We start from the raw sequence: 13,699 nt of genomic DNA, 5'->3' as shown, positions 1-13,699 counted from the left end.
CACCACCCGCAAACGAGGATTATGTGCGTGGAGCGGTGCCGCTGATGATGCGGTGGATGGCGGAGCGGCCGATGCTGTAAGGCAGGACATGCGATGGCGCACGTCACACCGGCGTGGCGTCACACCCTGAGGGCCGGCGGTATCTAATGCCCGACCAGTTACACCATCGGGAAGCCGACGGGGATGCCTGCGAACGGCATCTTCCGGCAGCCCGTCGGCGACGAACGGCTCAGCCAGATCGAGGACGAGCCCGACTCGCCTGCACCTCAGGAGAAGCTCATGAACCTCGCCCTCTGGATCGTTGCCGGGCTGCTTGCCGCCCTCGCCCTTTCCGGCGGCGTAACCAAAGCGTTCATGCCCAAGGCCAAGCTGGACGATTTGGGCGCGAAGTCCGGTGGGGGATGGACGATGCACGCAAGCGCTGGTTTCGTCAGAACCCTCGGCGGCCTCGAGATCCTGGCCGCAATCGGCCTGACCCTGCCCGCCACGCTCGACATCGCACCGGTGCTGGTGCCGGTAACAGCCGTCTGCTGGATCCTGTTGATGATCGGCGCGATGATCACCCACGCCCGCTACCACCAATACCAATACGTCGCGCTGAATCTCGTCTACCTCGCTCTGGCCGCCTTCGTGGCCTGGGGCCGCTTCGGCTCCGAGTCCTTCACCGGCTGAGTCAACACATCCGAGCCGACACCCGCAGATCGCCGCGTCGAGCAACGTTTCGGTAGGTAATCGAATCGCCGAACTGAGCCAGAGTCCCCAATAAGCCCCGCACGTCATCCGATGATTGAGGTGCGGGGCTTTCGATGTCAGGAGCAGCTACTCTGCCTGGATCGCCTGTGCGGCAATGGCTTTCGCTCGGTTTGTCGCGGTTGGTGACTCGCTCGGTACCATCGGATCACTCGTGCGCCCTGACCGGTAATGCGCACGGCGTCGTCAATTCGGTTCGGCGACGGTCAGGACGACCTTGCCGGTGGTCCGTCCTCCCATGACGAGTTGGTTGGCCTCGACTGCCTGGGCGAGTGGGAATTCGCGCTCGACATGCACCTTCAGCTCGGACTTGCGCGCCAGGTCCGCCAGCGCTTCCAGTCCGACGTGATCCGGTTCCACCAGGAAACTGGATGCGCGGACGCCCAGTTCTGCGGCACGTGCCGCCATGCCGGATGTCCAGGCACCTTGGGCGTTGACGAGGATTCCGCCGGGGCGCAGGCACCGCAGGGCGTTCAGGGCCGCGTCGCCGCCGAACATCTGGATCACCACATCGGCATCCCGGACGGCGGTAACGATGTCAGTGGTGGTGTAGTCCACCATCTCATCGGCACCGAGCGCCGTGATGAAGGGATGCTTGGCCGCACGGGCGGCGCCGATCACGTATGCGCCGAACGACTTTGCGATCTGCACCGCCAGATGGCCGACTCCGCCCGCGGCCGCTGTGATCAGCACGCGCTGCGCTGGTCCGATCCTGGCCACGTCGACGAGCATCTGCCACGCGGTCAGCCCGGCCAGGGGCAGTGCGCCCGCCTCGGTGAAGGTCAGATCGTCCGGCATGTGGGCGAAATGACGGGCGGGTGCGGTGACGTACTCGGCGTAGGCGCCCGCCGCGCGCGGAAACCACGGCATGCCGAATACCCGGTCACCAGGTTGGAACCGTGTCGTTCCGTAGCCGACCTGCTCTACCACCCCGGCTACGTCCCAGCCATTGACGAACGGCAGGTCGAGTACGCGGTTGTAGGCCATTCCCCGCGCTGTGTAGTGGTCGACCGGATTCACGCCGGCCGCGATCACCTTGACCAGGATCTCACCGTAAACGGGCTCCGGCCTGTCGATCTCGACCAGCCGCATGGTCTCGGGACCGCCCCACTCGTCTTGCAGCACCGCTCGCATAGCCAACCTCTCCATCCAATGTATGTGGACGACCGTACTATGAGTTTTATGGCCGTGCCTAGGGGCAAAGTGTGATGCGGCTCGGTTAATGTGAGGGAACAGATAGTACGAGCGTCCATATACCTTGCCTTTCGAGAACGGCGGTCTACGCCGACGGAGACGGTCCGGGCCTACGCCGAAGCCATCGGCCAGTCGACCGAGGCAGCACCGGATCGGTTCGCCACCTGGCGGCGGCCGCGTAAGCAGCTTGGACCGTTCGATCTTTAGGACATCTGTCCACTAGACTTGCGCCATGGATAAGCGGGTTCTGCGTGGCCTGCAGTCACGGCAGCTGATACTGGACCGGGCGATGAACATCGCCTCGGTGGAAGGGCTCGAGAGCCTGTCCGTGCGGCGACTCGCCACCGAACTCGAGGTGAGCAAGAGCGGCGTGTTCGCGCAATTCGGCTCCAAAGAGGAACTGCAATTGGCGACCGTGCGGGCGGCGATCGACGTCTTCGCCGCCAGGGTCGTCCGTCCGGCCAGGAAAACACCGGCCGGAATCCGCCGAGTCCGGGCGCTGTCCCAGTCGTGGATGCATTACGCACGACTGCCGGTCTTCGAGGGCGGATGCTTCTTCATGTCGGCGGCCCCCGAGTTCGACGCCCGACCCGGGCGTGTCCGAGACGCCATCGCCTCGGGCCGCCGTGACTGGCACACCCTGTACACCAGCACCATCGCCGAAGCGCAAGCGCTAGGGGAGATCCGCGCCGACATCGACCCCGCCGACCTGGCCTTCGAACTCGACGCCCTCGCTCGCATCGCCGCCGAAGACGCCCTCCTGCTCGACGACGACCACCGCTATGACCGTGCCGACGCGATCATCCTCTCGCGCCTGCGCGCCGCCGCCACCGACCCGGCCACACTCGAATAAGCCCCGGAATCCTGAACCTGTCAGGAAGTGCAGCGTTCCTTGATTGTCCGGCCCGCGAGCGGGTCATCGAAAAAGTATGCGCAACACCACGTTTAGACCGATTTCGGTTTCGAGTAGTCGGTTTCGGTTGTATGCTTCCCGATCAAGCGAATTGGCCTAAACGGGGGGCGGGGGCACAGGACAACGCTGACTTAGCGACGAATCATCTTGCGAGCACACCGATCTCGTGACACGTGCCGCATCTTGCCATTGAATTCCGTCCGTAAATGTCGTCATGCGGCCTGCGGACGGAATCCCTTGTCGTGCAATACAAGTGGAACCAAGATGCCGGACACGCGCGCCGAATCGGCATTCGATGCTGCGCCGGGGGAGTCTTTACCTGCCCAACCGGCGGTACCCAGCTGTCAAGGAGGACAGGACAATCATGACGCGGTTGATCGATTTCTCCGCGGGTCTCATCGAGCCCGGCAACATCCAGACCGCGGGGTTTGCCGGGGTCATCGGATATTTTTCCGAGTCGAGACCCGGAACGAATTTCGCCGCCAAACCGCTGCGGCGCGACTACTGCGAGCGGCTGCGCGCCGCGGGCCTCGAGATCGTCACCAACTACCAATACGGCAAAGCGGATACGGCCGACTGGCGTGGCGGCTACGACGGCGGCGCCCGGCATGCCGAGACGGCGTTGCGCCTGCACTTCGAGGCGGGCGGCCCCGGCTACCGTCCGCTCTACGCTCCGGTCGACGACAACCCGAGCCTTGACGACTGGAACAATCTCATCGCTCCGTTCCTGCGTGGCTGGGCCTCGGTGGTCGGCGCCGAGTGGACCGGCATCTACTGCAATGCCCGCTGCATCGACTGGGCCTTGGAAGACGGTGTCGCCCAATGGTTCTGGCAGCACAACTGGTCCGGTGACCCCACCATCAACGGTGATCACCCCAAGGCGCATCTGCACCAGATCGAGATCGACCACCGCGAGATCGCCGGCGTCGGGATCGACGTCAGCGATGTCCTGAAACCCGACTACGGACAATGGTCGGCCGCCACCAACACCCGATAACCCGAGGGGGAACACCATGGCAACATCACCTATCACCAAGCAAGACGACCAGACCGGCGTCAGTCCCAACTGCGACTCTCGCGACGGCGCGCAGGTGATCTGGTTCCTGCTACACACCCAGGAAGGCGACGGCGATGCCCAGTCGCTGGCACACTATCTGCAGAATGCCAATTCGGGCGTGTCCTACCACTACACCGTGGACAACTCCGGAACGGTGATCGACGTGGTCGACACCGACATGTCCGCGTGGGCCGTGCTCAGCGGTAATCCACGCGCGATCAACCTGTGCTTCGCGGGCTCACGCGTGGCCTGGACGCGGGATGAATGGTTTTCGAATATGCAGGCCGGAATCGACTGTGCCGCATGGATCGCCGTGCAGGACGCCCGCAAGTACGGAATCCCGATTCGCACGATCACACCCGAACAACTCAGCAATGACGAGGCCGGGATCGCCGACCACAATGCCTACACCATCGGCAAGCACGAGGGCACGCACACCGATGTCGGCCCCAATTTCCCTTGGGACTACCTGAATTCGAAGCTGGCCGAGTACAGCGAGGCATGACCTCGACCGGCACTTCACCTTTCGCCGGTCTCGCGCAGCACAACGCGCATACAAGGTCCAGGGTTGTGGCGAATGGACTCAGCGGGCGCTGCCCAGGTTGCGTTCGGATTCGGGGCCGGTGAGCAGGAGGGTGGTCTCCTCGATGCGGCGAAAGCGGCCGTCAGGGGCGAATTCGGCGAAGAGGTAAACCTCGGTGGCGACGTGGGGGCCGTCGTCTTTGATGACCTCGACGATGTGCCGGTCGGCGTAGGCGTGGTCGTGCATGAACTCGTCGAGGACGCGAACCGATCCGGTGGTCACTACCCGGCGCAGGTGGGCGATGTGCTCGGCGAATTCGGCGCGGGTGTCCCAGCGGCCGTCGGTGCGCTGACGGTGGTCAGGGGCGAAATGGCGGTCGCTGGCCTCGGTCATCGACAGACACGGGGTGAAGCCGTCCGGGTGAACCACTTCGTCGGTTCCCGACCCGTTCGCGGGGTGCCGGCTTCATCGAAGTGCCGGTGCCGGGGTGCGGGCGGCGGGCTGGTCGGGTGGTGGCTGCCGGTAGCGGGTGCGGATTTCGTGCCAGCAGGTGGCGGCCACGCACGCCCAGCCGGCGAGCGCGGCGAGCGGGGGAACGGTCACCAGCAGTGCGAGCAAGGTGAGCATGGAGCTTCATACTCCGGCCGAGGGTGCGGCGACTGGGGTGAGGACACCGTCCATGACCTCGGTCCACCAGTGGTCCAAGGGGCTGGGATCGGGCCAGTGCACTGCCGGCGTGTCGCCGAGATCCGTTGCGGGCGTGGGCGTGTGGTGCATGGTCGGGGTGTGGTTCGTTGTGGCGGGGCTGTGTGATGGTGCGATCACGATTGTCCTTGTGCCGGATACCGGATGGTGCGGGGTGCGGTGTCAGGGGTTACGGCTTGCTGCGACGGCAGCGCCGCCAGTGCGGTCGAATACCGGGGGCGCAGGGGCGTGGCGGGATGTGTGGGGTGGTGTGTGCACGGGTGTAGGGCACGACGCGGGTTGTTTCGGGGCCGCGCGGGGTGTCGGTGATGGTGAACACCACCGGCTGCCCGGCGACAAGAGTCTTGAACCCGGGGATGTCGATCGTCTGGTAGTCGACGAATACTGCGGGGCCGGTGTCGGAAGTCAGGAACCCGAAACCCTTCTCGGTGTTGAACCAGGCGACGTGGCCGTGGTGCCAGCGCGGCGGTTCTTCTCCGCCGCCGGTTTGCGGGTCGTACTGCGTGATGCCGGATGAGGGCATGCCCTGAGGGGTGGGGTGGTCAGTCGGCGAGGCTGTAGTCGTAGTCGTCATCGAGGTCCAATGGGGTGATGCAGGATTGGTCGATACGATCGGCGAGGTCGGCGGGATCGACCGCGGCGCGCACCGTTTCGGCCGGTGGCTGCAGCGCGGTGGGGTCCAGGCCGACGTCGCTGTCGTGGGCGGGAACGTTCTGCCCGGCGCGGTCGAAGTCGCTGCCTGCCGGCGTGATGGTGGTCCAGGTGCTGGTCACGGCGATCCCTCCCTCGAGCGTCATCGTGTGGTCGATTCGGGCGAAAGGGGCCGGGTGAGCCCGGAAGCCTTCGTGCTGACCGGGCTCACCCGTGGACGAAAGGGTCTGAACATGAACTTCTGTGAACGGTTCGTGCGTTCTTCGGCTCTTCTACGGGCATCACCTCGCTCTGTCTCGTCGTCGGGTAACGCATCGATACCGCAGGGGGCGGGCCGCGCTGGCGGCCCGGCCCTGCGGCCGGTCGGCGTCCCGGACACCGGGCCGGCTGCGTGGCCGCCGCGTGCCCGGACCGGTCCCGGGGCTCGCGATGCTCGCGCGGCGGTGGAGACCGCCACCGGTCCCAGGCCTGGCACAGGACCTCGTCGAGCTCGGCGAACAACTCCCCGAGATCCGGATCCAATGCCAGCAGCCCGGCATCGGGCCACGACAGCTCGTCTGCGACCTCGGTCGTCGCGTGACCGGTCGCGCACACCATCGGCATCATCACAGGGACCCTCCCGTGATGCCGCCAGGGTCAGGCGTTGATCGCCTGACGGTCGTCGTGGCGGCTGATCTCGATCTTGCGGGGCTTGGCTTTCTCCGCGACCGGGATGACCAGGCGCAGCACTCCGTCGCGGTAATCGGCGCGGATGGCGTCGGTGTCGAGATTCTCCCCCAGGAACAACTGACGGCTGAACACCCCGCGGGTGCGTTCCGCGGCGATCATCGACCGTCCCTGGTCCAGTTCCGGGCGTGAGGCGCGCACGGTCACCACGTTGCGTTCGATATCCAGGTCGAGGGATTCCGGGTCGATGCCGGGCAGGTCGAGTTCGGCGAAGAACTCATCGCCCTCACGCCAGGCATCCATCGGCATCACCACCGGACGGGCCGGCGTGCCGAACACCTGCTGGGTCAAGCGATCCAGATCTCGGAACGGATCGGTGCGCATCAGCATGGTCGCCACCTCCACTCACTCCATTCTCTGTCGACGGGGCTCAGATAATCTCTGTCATCTGGCTGAGATCTTTTTTAGCATTCGACTGAGGAGAGTGCAAGAACCTTGCTGAGGTAATCTAGAAACAGCGAGAGAGGACTGTAGATGTTGCCTGATCACGACCACCCGCCCGGACTCGGCTCCGGTCATCGGCCCGGCCCAGCTCAGGCGGTGTACGGGATCTCGGTGGCCGCCGAGCTGGCCGGGATGGGGGCGCATTCGCTGCGTTTGTACGAGGAACACGGGCTGGTCACCCCCGCCCGCAGCGCAGGGGGCACCCGTCGCTACAGCGACGACGACCTGGCGCGGCTCGCGCGTATCGCCGCCTTGGCAGGGCAGGGGATCAACCTCGCCGCGATCGCTCGCATCCTGGACCTCGAGGACACCAACACCGCACTGCGCGACACCAATGCCGCGCTCACCGCCGAACGCGACCGGCTCCGCGGCCACCACGATCCGGCATGACCGACACTCCCGCTGCGACGCAGCCCCGCACCACCGGGATCGAGACGCTCGAGTTCTGGTCCGTTCTCGACGACATCACCTGTGATCTCGAGACCTTGCGCCAGATCGAGAAGATCCAGCAGCAGCACCATGTCGTGCTCACCTCGACCGCCACCGTCACCGCCCACCTGCACGCCGCGATCGAAGCGCTACAGCAGACGCTCGCCCACACCGGCCGCGGCCGCACCGCGAGAGGCGCTCGAACACCGCGAAATTAGGCGGGCCGCGATCGGTGGGCGCCCTGCGCGAGACCGGGCACAGCGAGGACCCGGCCGATCCACGGCGAGTTCGGTGCCGGATCGCGCCGTCGACCATCGCGTGGACCTGCGACGCGGAGCAGTTGAGCAGCTGGTCTCCTTGCCGGGGACTGGCGGCGAAGTTGACGGTGCGTCAGGCTGCGGCGGCGCGGAAAGCGGTGGGGCTCAGGCCGGTGTGGCGTTTGAAGGCGGCGCTGAAGCCGAAGGGGTCCGCGTAGCCTACGGTCTTCGCCACTTGGGCGATAGTGAAATCTGTTGCGGCCAAGAGCTCTTCGGCCTCATTGATGCGAAAACGGGTGAGATAGGTCAGGGGCGGGGTGGCCATGACTGCGGCGAAGCGTCTGGCGAACAGGGCGCGGGAGACGCCCGCCCGCGCGGCGAGGGAGGCCACCGTCCATGGCGCACTGGGCGTGGTGTGGATGGCATCCAGAGCGGGACCGACCACCGGGTCGGCAAGGCCGCGGTACCAGGCCGGTGCGGCGGGTCCGGCCTGCTCGAACCAGCTGCGCAGGGTGCACACCAGACCCCAGTCCAGCAGCCGGTCCATCATCGCCTGTGATCCGGCGCTCAGCGTGACCGCCTCCTTGGCAGCGCTCTCGAACCAGCCGCACATCTCCACCCCCTCGCTGACCAGCAGCATCGGCGGCAGAGTCTGCATCAGGCGGTCATTACGGCGCGCCGAGGTCTGGTACGCGCCGACGACCAGCGCGGTCGCACCCACCTCCTCTGCGCCCCAGCGGATTCCGCTCAGATCTTCGACGTCGCACTCGATACCGGGTGCGAAGCAGGCGATCTCGTACTCGGTGTGCGGTCCGCCGAGCGAGGCCGGGCGATCGACGACGTGGAAGAGGTCCGGACCGCGCACCACCGCGGTATCGCCCAGGGCGAGCGGGGTTTCGGAGCCATCGGCCAGCACCAGGGTGCCGCCGCCGCGCAACACGGTGATCATGGTCAGTGGGGCGCGGTCGGCGAAACGGATGGTCCAGGGCGCTTCCAGCAGCGCGTGGCTGACCACCGCGCCCTCGGCTCGGATGCCGCGCAGTAGATGGCTCAAGGGGTCCACGCGACGAGCGTAGACGATCTCCTATTGATTGAGTGCTTTCACCCATGGATCGTCCACAGGGTTCCGGATGTACTGGAGACCTCGCAAGCAACCATTCCGACCAGGAGGAATCCCTTGTCGAACAACGATGCTCAGGACCCCCGGACCGCCCTGGTGGTGGTCGCGCACCACCGCACCGATTCGCTTACCGCGCACATCGCCCGCCGCACTACCGCGCAGCTGGAAGCCGCGGGCTACCGCATCGACCTGCTGGACTTGCACGCCGAGGGCTTCGACCCGCGCATGACGGAGGCCGACCAGCCCGACTGGGGCAATCGGGACAAGATCTTCTCCCCCGAGGTGGAGGAGCACATGCGGCGAATCCTGGCCGCCGATATCATCATTGCCGCCTTCCCCGTCTATTGGGCTTACACTCCCGCCATTCTGAAGGGCTGGATCGACAGGGTCTGGAACTACGGCTTCGCCTACGGCCGTAGCAAGCCCCGGCTGGCGGGCAAACGCATGCTGTGGCTCGGGCTGGCGGGCGTCGCCGCTGACGACCCGACCGTCGACTTCATGCAGCAGGCCCTGGACTCCCAGCTCAGCGGAGGCATCGCCTACTACTGCGGCCTCACACACTCCATCGTCGGCCTGCTCCCCGATGCCGAGGAGCGGCGCCAGCGCCTCAACACCGACGGCACACTCCACATCGAAGATCCGGCAATCGGCGCGGCCCGCGCCGCCCAATACGACGCCCTGGAACGCCGCGCCGCCACCTTCATCACGGATTTCCTTGCCGCGGACCGCCTTCCGGCCTGAACAGTCATCGAGCGGGAATCTGTGGCGCACTCCGATGCCGCCCGGATTCCCGTTGATCTTGTGAGCTACGTGCCCATGGGAAGTCGCGGATCGATCGGCATATCGGTCCAGGTGCCGCGCAGCCAGGTTTGGGCCGGGTCGTCGCTGATCCGCCAGGCCCGTTCCGGGCCGGGGCCGGCCATGATGTTGAGGTAGTACATGTGGTAGCCGGGCGCGGCGATGGATGGGCCGTGGTAGCCGTGCGGTACCAGCACGACATCGCCGTCGCGGACCTCCTCGAGCACATCGATCGGCCGCTCGGGGGTCCCGTACACGCGGTGGTAGCCGAAACCCGGCGAATCGTCCGCGCCGCGGGCGAATTCGAAGTAGTAGATCTCCTCGAGCGGGGTCTCGGTATCGGAGAGCTCGTCGTGTTTGTGCGCTGGATACGACGACCAGTTCCCGCCCGGCGTGATCACCTCGCAGGCGATGATCGCATCGGCTTCGAAGGTGTCCGCGGTCGCGAAATTGTGTACCTGGCGGCTGCAGTTGCCCGCGCCGCGCAACTCCACGGCCACATCGGCGGCGGGAATGTAGCGGAACGGCAGCTGTCGCTGGGCGCGGGCGCCACCGAGCGCGAAGCGTCCACCGCCCGTACTGGTCACGGTGTAGCAGCTGTCCCGGCCGATGTAGGCGAAGTCGGTCGGGCCGTCGAAAACACTGTCGCGCCCGGCCAATTCGCACGACTCGCCACCACTGGTCACGGTGCACGAACCCGATAGCGGCACCACGACGATCTCATCGCCACGGCTGTGGGTGCGATGGGCCTGTCCCGGCGCGAGTTCGATGACATGCAGGCTGCAGTGATCCCAGCCCGCCGCCTCCTGGGTCAGCGCCACCGTGAACGGCGCACGATTGTTGCGGGAGGCGGGCACATAATGCGTGCTGTGCATCTCGATCACCGCACCAGCGAAACGGCCGTGTCGACGGCGCCCGCGACATCGCCGTCGCGTGGATACAGCAGGGCGCGGCCCACGATCAGGCCCCGAACTCCCGGCAGCGCAAGGGCTTTCGCCCAACCGGCGTAGGTGTCTTCCGGATCTGTCTCCGGGTCGCCACCGAGTAGCAGGGTGGGCAGGGTGGTGGCGTCCATGACCCGCTCCATCTCCGCGACGACGGGCAGCTTCAACCAGGTATAGGCGGATGTCGAGCCCAGGCCCTGCGCCAGATGAACACTCTTGATGACCGCATCCGGTGACAGGTCGTTGACCACCTTGGTCCCCGGCCCGCCGGGCCGGTGCGACATGAACGGCTCGAGCATCGCGGCCAAGCCGAGTGCGGCGAGCTCATCGATGGCGGCCGCGCTCGCGGTCATCATCGACAGGGTCCCCGGATCGGTGAGATCGAACCGGTTGAGCATCTTGGCGCCATTGAGCCCGGCCGCGGCGGTGGCCCGCGCGGTATAGCCGGTCATCCGGTCGTCGAGCTCGAAATCCGCTCCCGCGATGCCGCCACGGTTCATCGAGCTGAATACGACCTTGTCCTCGAGCGCACCGAGCAGCAGCAGATCCTCGATGATGTCGGCGGTGCCGAGCACACCGTCCACGCCTGGCCGGTCCAATGCCGTGACCAGCCGGTCCAGCAGTTCCTTGCGATTGTTCATGGCGATGGGATTGCCGGAGGCCGACAATGCGCCGCGGGCCGGATGGTCGGCGGCGATGATCATCAACCGGCCGTCGCCACGCACAAGACCGCGGCGGGTCCGCGTGGCGAAGGCCCTGGCAATGGCGCCGGGATCGGCCGCCCGCAACTCGGTCAGCTCGGCATACGAACCCACCCCGACGGTCGGCGGTGCCAGGGTGGCTTTGGGCCCGCCGGTCAACGAATCGCTGCGCGACGCTACCTTCACTTCTGGGCCTTTCCGGTCAATGACAGCGCGACGAGATCGTCGATTTCGGCGCCGGTCGGCATGGCGGTGGAGCATTCGAGCCGGGCGGCCACGATGGCCCCGGCGGCATTGGCGCGACGCAGGATGGTCTCCAGATCCCAGCCGGACAACAATCCGTGACACAGGCTGCCGCCGAAGGCGTCTCCGGCGCCGAGGCCGTTGACCACCTCGACGGTGGCGGGCGGCACCACCACCGATTCGTGGCGGGTCTTGCCGAGCACGCCATCCGGACCCTGTTTGACGATGGCCAGTTCGACACCCAGATCCAGCAGCGCGTCGGCGGCGCGATGCGGGTCGGTCTCGCCGACGGCGATGCGGCACTCCTCGCGATTGCCCACCGCCACCGTGACCTGTGTCAGCGCTTGGCGCACCTGTTCGCGGGCCTGGTGCTCGTCGGCCCAGAACATCGGTCGGTAGTCCAGATCGAGCACGGTGAGCGGTCTGCGTTCCCGCACCGACCAGGCATCGAAATGCGCTGTCCGAGAGGGCTCTTGGGACAATCCGGTGACAGTGGACCAGTAGACGCCCGCACCGCGGATAATGTCGGGATCCACCTGTCCAGCGGTGATCTGCAGGTCCGGCGCGCTGGGCTCGCGGTAGAAGTACAGCGGGAAATCGTCGGGCGGGAAGATCTCGCAGAAGGTCACCGGTGTCGGCAAGCGGCCGGTGGTCTGCACGAGGGCGTCCGATACGCCGAGGCGGACCAGTTCGCGTCGCACGTATCGGCCGAACGGATCGGCGCCGACACCGGACCACAGCGCGGTGCGCCGTCCCAGCCGCGCCGCCGCCACGGCGACATTGGCGGCACTGCCACCGAGGAACTTGCCGAAGGTCTCGACATCTTCCAGACCCACCCCGGTTTGGAGCGGATAGATGTCGACGCCGACCCGACCGGTCGACACGACCTCGAATTGAGCGTTCACAGGCTGACTCCAGATTGGTCCTTGTGGACGGGCACTTGCGCCTGTCCAGACTGTGCCCCGCCGTACCCGCTTGTCAAGACTTTGTCCGGACATACTGACTTACAGACATACGTAAGCGAGACAGTGCGTAGTGACCTAGAGTGGAGGAAACGGCGTTGACCAGCGCCCGCCCCGAGGAGCCCCGATGCCAGCGCCACTGGATGTCGCGATCGACCGCACGAGCCCGGTCCCGCTGTATTTTCAACTGGCACAAGGCATCGAGAACGCGATCCTGGCAGGTCGGCTCGCACCGGGTGACCGCATCGAGAACGAGCTGGATCTGGCCAAACGGCTCAATCTATCCCGGCCGACCACTCGTCAAGCGATCCAGGCGCTGGTCGATAAGGGGCTGTTGATGCGCCGGCGCGGGGTGGGCACCCAGGTGGTGCAGAATCAGGTGCGTCGCCCGGTCGAATTGACCAGCCTCTACGACGACCTGCTCACTGCGGGGCAGGAGCCGACCACCGAATTACTCGACTATCAGCTCGGTGCGCCGGATGCCGATATCGCCAAGGAACTCGGCGTGCCCGAGGACGCCCGCTTCGTGACCTTCCGCAGGCTGCGCCGGGCCGGGACCGAGCCGCTGGCCGTCATGACCAATTACGTCCCCGCCGAATTCGCGCCCGCGCCCGACCAGCTCGAACTGCACGGATTCTATGAATGCCTGCGGGCCAAGGGGATTCACATCGCACTGGCGCGCCAGCGGATCGGTGCGCGCAGCGCCACCCGGGCCGAGGCGCAGCTACTGGAGGAGCGCGCGAATGCACCGTTGCTGACGATGCAGCGGGTCGCCTTCGATGATTCCGGACGCCCGATCGAAATGGGTCGGCATGTGTACCGGGCCTCGCGGCATTACTTCGATACGACGGTGCTGAGTCGCTGACCGCCCGAGCCGCTGGCCATGTGAATCACTGAGCACCTGAACGGCTGAGCGATCGGCACGGCCTCTGCCGCATATTGTTCGAACATATCGGCACCGACCATGTTCGGCTCCGATGTGAGCTCATGTCCAGAGCTGCTGACAAGGCAGGGGCTGCAGAGCCTTGCGCATATCTCTATCGATCAGAACCGTAGCCAGTCTCATCGCATAGATCGCCTTCGCAAAAGTGTGCGCCGCTACGGAGTCGGCCCAATAGTGCAACGGCGGCCAACCCGGAAACTGGACTGCTACATGGCATTCCATCGCTTTACTTCTGCCCTGTGGTGCGGTCGGACATCGAACGAAATGTCACCTGCTGGACACCGCCGGGGGATGCGGGACCCGAGGGGTTCGGTCCGTAATCGCGCGTCGCACCTTTCG

19 protein-coding genes are annotated in these 13,699 nt (G+C 66.0%); 8 read left to right on the top strand and 11 right to left on the bottom strand.

Translation table 11 applies throughout. The features are described from left to right. Nucleotides 1–183 precede the first annotated feature (183 nt). Nucleotides 184–672 (top strand): DoxX family protein, encoded by a 489-nt coding sequence (locus ACHQ4I_RS25710; RefSeq protein WP_420774404.1) that lies wholly within the window; start codon nucleotides 184–186, stop codon nucleotides 670–672. A 264-nt stretch (nucleotides 673–936) separates the two neighbouring features. On the opposite strand, the gene ACHQ4I_RS25705 is transcribed toward ACHQ4I_RS25710, so the two are convergent. Continuing rightward, nucleotides 937–1,884 carry an NADP-dependent oxidoreductase gene (locus ACHQ4I_RS25705; protein WP_420774403.1) on the bottom strand — a complete coding sequence of 316 codons (948 nt, stop codon included), beginning with the start codon at nucleotides 1,882–1,884 and terminating at the stop codon, nucleotides 937–939. Between the two features lie 292 nt (nucleotides 1,885–2,176). Here ACHQ4I_RS25705 and ACHQ4I_RS25700 point away from each other — a divergent pair, with 292 nt between their 5' ends. From ACHQ4I_RS25700 to ACHQ4I_RS25690, 3 genes are all read left to right on the top strand, one after another. Further along, nucleotides 2,177–2,797: a TetR/AcrR family transcriptional regulator gene (locus tag ACHQ4I_RS25700; RefSeq protein WP_420774402.1), complete on the top strand. Its 621-nt coding sequence runs from the start codon at nucleotides 2,177–2,179 to the stop codon at nucleotides 2,795–2,797. A gap of 424 nt (nucleotides 2,798–3,221) precedes the next feature. Next, on the top strand, nucleotides 3,222–3,854 hold the full coding sequence (locus tag ACHQ4I_RS25695; RefSeq protein WP_420774401.1) for a DUF1906 domain-containing protein: 633 nt from the start codon (nucleotides 3,222–3,224) through the stop codon (nucleotides 3,852–3,854). 16 nt (nucleotides 3,855–3,870) lie between these two features. Continuing rightward, nucleotides 3,871–4,419, top strand: coding sequence for an N-acetylmuramoyl-L-alanine amidase (locus tag ACHQ4I_RS25690; RefSeq protein WP_420774400.1), 549 nt, complete (start codon nucleotides 3,871–3,873; stop codon nucleotides 4,417–4,419). 78 nt (nucleotides 4,420–4,497) lie between these two features. On the opposite strand, the gene ACHQ4I_RS25685 is transcribed toward ACHQ4I_RS25690, so the two are convergent. The 6 genes from ACHQ4I_RS25685 to ACHQ4I_RS25660 form a co-directional block, all read right to left on the bottom strand. Continuing rightward, nucleotides 4,498–4,830 (bottom strand): nuclear transport factor 2 family protein, encoded by a 333-nt coding sequence (locus ACHQ4I_RS25685; protein ID WP_420774399.1) that lies wholly within the window; start codon nucleotides 4,828–4,830, stop codon nucleotides 4,498–4,500. Between the two features lie 72 nt (nucleotides 4,831–4,902). Continuing rightward, nucleotides 4,903–5,064 (bottom strand): hypothetical protein, encoded by a 162-nt coding sequence (locus ACHQ4I_RS25680; RefSeq protein ID WP_420774398.1) that lies wholly within the window; start codon nucleotides 5,062–5,064, stop codon nucleotides 4,903–4,905. Between the two features lie 6 nt (nucleotides 5,065–5,070). Beyond that, complete coding sequence (locus tag ACHQ4I_RS25675) at nucleotides 5,071–5,262, bottom strand: hypothetical protein (protein ID WP_420774397.1); 192 nt, start codon at nucleotides 5,260–5,262, stop codon at nucleotides 5,071–5,073. A gap of 49 nt (nucleotides 5,263–5,311) precedes the next feature. Further along, nucleotides 5,312–5,665 (bottom strand): cold-shock protein, encoded by a 354-nt coding sequence (locus tag ACHQ4I_RS25670; protein ID WP_420774396.1) that lies wholly within the window; start codon nucleotides 5,663–5,665, stop codon nucleotides 5,312–5,314. 19 nt (nucleotides 5,666–5,684) lie between these two features. Further along, nucleotides 5,685–5,915, bottom strand: coding sequence for a hypothetical protein (locus ACHQ4I_RS25665; protein ID WP_420774395.1), 231 nt, complete (start codon nucleotides 5,913–5,915; stop codon nucleotides 5,685–5,687). Between the two features lie 514 nt (nucleotides 5,916–6,429). Further along, on the bottom strand, nucleotides 6,430–6,864 hold the full coding sequence (locus tag ACHQ4I_RS25660; RefSeq protein ID WP_420774394.1) for an Hsp20/alpha crystallin family protein: 435 nt from the start codon (nucleotides 6,862–6,864) through the stop codon (nucleotides 6,430–6,432). Between the two features lie 129 nt (nucleotides 6,865–6,993). On the opposite strand from ACHQ4I_RS25660, the gene ACHQ4I_RS25655 reads away from it, so the two are divergent. Further along, nucleotides 6,994–7,353, top strand: coding sequence for a MerR family transcriptional regulator (locus ACHQ4I_RS25655; protein ID WP_420774393.1), 360 nt, complete (start codon nucleotides 6,994–6,996; stop codon nucleotides 7,351–7,353). Beyond that, entirely contained in the window at nucleotides 7,350–7,610 is a 261-nt protein-coding gene (locus ACHQ4I_RS25650) for a hypothetical protein (protein ID WP_420774392.1), read from the top strand. Before ACHQ4I_RS25655 ends, ACHQ4I_RS25650 begins: the two co-directional genes overlap by 4 nt. Before the next feature lie 172 nt (nucleotides 7,611–7,782). Here ACHQ4I_RS25650 and ACHQ4I_RS25645 read toward each other — a convergent pair whose 3' ends face one another. Then, the gene (locus ACHQ4I_RS25645) at nucleotides 7,783–8,712 is read right to left on the bottom strand and encodes an AraC family transcriptional regulator (RefSeq protein ID WP_420774391.1); all 930 of its coding nucleotides are present in this window, start codon (nucleotides 8,710–8,712) and stop codon (nucleotides 7,783–7,785) included. 114 nt (nucleotides 8,713–8,826) lie between these two features. Here ACHQ4I_RS25645 and ACHQ4I_RS25640 point away from each other — a divergent pair, with 114 nt between their 5' ends. Next, entirely contained in the window at nucleotides 8,827–9,510 is a 684-nt protein-coding gene (locus ACHQ4I_RS25640) for an NAD(P)H oxidoreductase (RefSeq protein ID WP_420774390.1), read from the top strand. Between the two features lie 65 nt (nucleotides 9,511–9,575). Here the strand turns inward: ACHQ4I_RS25640 and iolB are convergent, their stop codons facing one another. From iolB to iolC, 3 genes are read right to left on the bottom strand one after another with little or no spacing between them, the layout of a single operon-like run. Next, a complete protein-coding gene (iolB, locus tag ACHQ4I_RS25635; RefSeq protein WP_420774389.1) occupies nucleotides 9,576–10,442 on the bottom strand; it encodes a 5-deoxy-glucuronate isomerase in 867 nt (288 codons plus the stop codon). Between the two features lie 5 nt (nucleotides 10,443–10,447). Further along, nucleotides 10,448–11,347 (bottom strand): Cgl0159 family (beta/alpha)8-fold protein, encoded by a 900-nt coding sequence (locus tag ACHQ4I_RS25630; RefSeq protein ID WP_420774946.1) that lies wholly within the window; start codon nucleotides 11,345–11,347, stop codon nucleotides 10,448–10,450. Between the two features lie 47 nt (nucleotides 11,348–11,394). Then, complete coding sequence (gene iolC / locus ACHQ4I_RS25625; RefSeq protein ID WP_420774388.1) at nucleotides 11,395–12,360, bottom strand: 5-dehydro-2-deoxygluconokinase; 966 nt, start codon at nucleotides 12,358–12,360, stop codon at nucleotides 11,395–11,397. Nucleotides 12,361–12,544: 184 nt separating this feature from the next. On the opposite strand from iolC, the gene ACHQ4I_RS25620 reads away from it, so the two are divergent. Next, nucleotides 12,545–13,282, top strand: a complete 738-nt coding sequence (locus tag ACHQ4I_RS25620; RefSeq protein WP_420774387.1) for a GntR family transcriptional regulator — start codon at nucleotides 12,545–12,547, stop codon at nucleotides 13,280–13,282. Nucleotides 13,283–13,699 lie beyond the last annotated feature (417 nt).

Origin of the sequence: Nocardia nepalensis, assembly GCF_048910785.1 — a bacterium.
GTDB classification, from domain to species: Bacteria; Actinomycetota; Actinomycetes; order Mycobacteriales; family Mycobacteriaceae; genus Nocardia; species Nocardia nepalensis.
The sequence above is the reverse complement of the archived record's forward strand: the minus strand, read 5'-3'. Positions and strand labels throughout refer to the sequence as shown.

Coding starts and splice junctions, on each gene's coding strand:
- ACHQ4I_RS25695 (WP_420774401.1), top strand. CDS start 3,222: ATGACGCGGTTGATCGATTTCTCCGCGGGTCTCATCGAGCCCGGCAAC.
- ACHQ4I_RS25620 (WP_420774387.1), top strand. CDS start 12,545: ATGCCAGCGCCACTGGATGTCGCGATCGACCGCACGAGCCCGGTCCCG.
- ACHQ4I_RS25685 (WP_420774399.1), bottom strand. CDS start 4,830: ATGACCGAGGCCAGCGACCGCCATTTCGCCCCTGACCACCGTCAGCGC.
- ACHQ4I_RS25680 (WP_420774398.1), bottom strand. CDS start 5,064: ATGCTCACCTTGCTCGCACTGCTGGTGACCGTTCCCCCGCTCGCCGCG.
- ACHQ4I_RS25700 (WP_420774402.1), top strand. CDS start 2,177: ATGGATAAGCGGGTTCTGCGTGGCCTGCAGTCACGGCAGCTGATACTG.
- ACHQ4I_RS25690 (WP_420774400.1), top strand. CDS start 3,871: ATGGCAACATCACCTATCACCAAGCAAGACGACCAGACCGGCGTCAGT.
- ACHQ4I_RS25670 (WP_420774396.1), bottom strand. CDS start 5,665: ATGCCCTCATCCGGCATCACGCAGTACGACCCGCAAACCGGCGGCGGA.
- ACHQ4I_RS25710 (WP_420774404.1), top strand. CDS start 184: ATGCCTGCGAACGGCATCTTCCGGCAGCCCGTCGGCGACGAACGGCTC.
- ACHQ4I_RS25655 (WP_420774393.1), top strand. CDS start 6,994: ATGTTGCCTGATCACGACCACCCGCCCGGACTCGGCTCCGGTCATCGG.
- iolB (WP_420774389.1), bottom strand. CDS start 10,442: ATGCACAGCACGCATTATGTGCCCGCCTCCCGCAACAATCGTGCGCCG.
- ACHQ4I_RS25705 (WP_420774403.1), bottom strand. CDS start 1,884: ATGCGAGCGGTGCTGCAAGACGAGTGGGGCGGTCCCGAGACCATGCGG.
- ACHQ4I_RS25650 (WP_420774392.1), top strand. CDS start 7,350: ATGACCGACACTCCCGCTGCGACGCAGCCCCGCACCACCGGGATCGAG.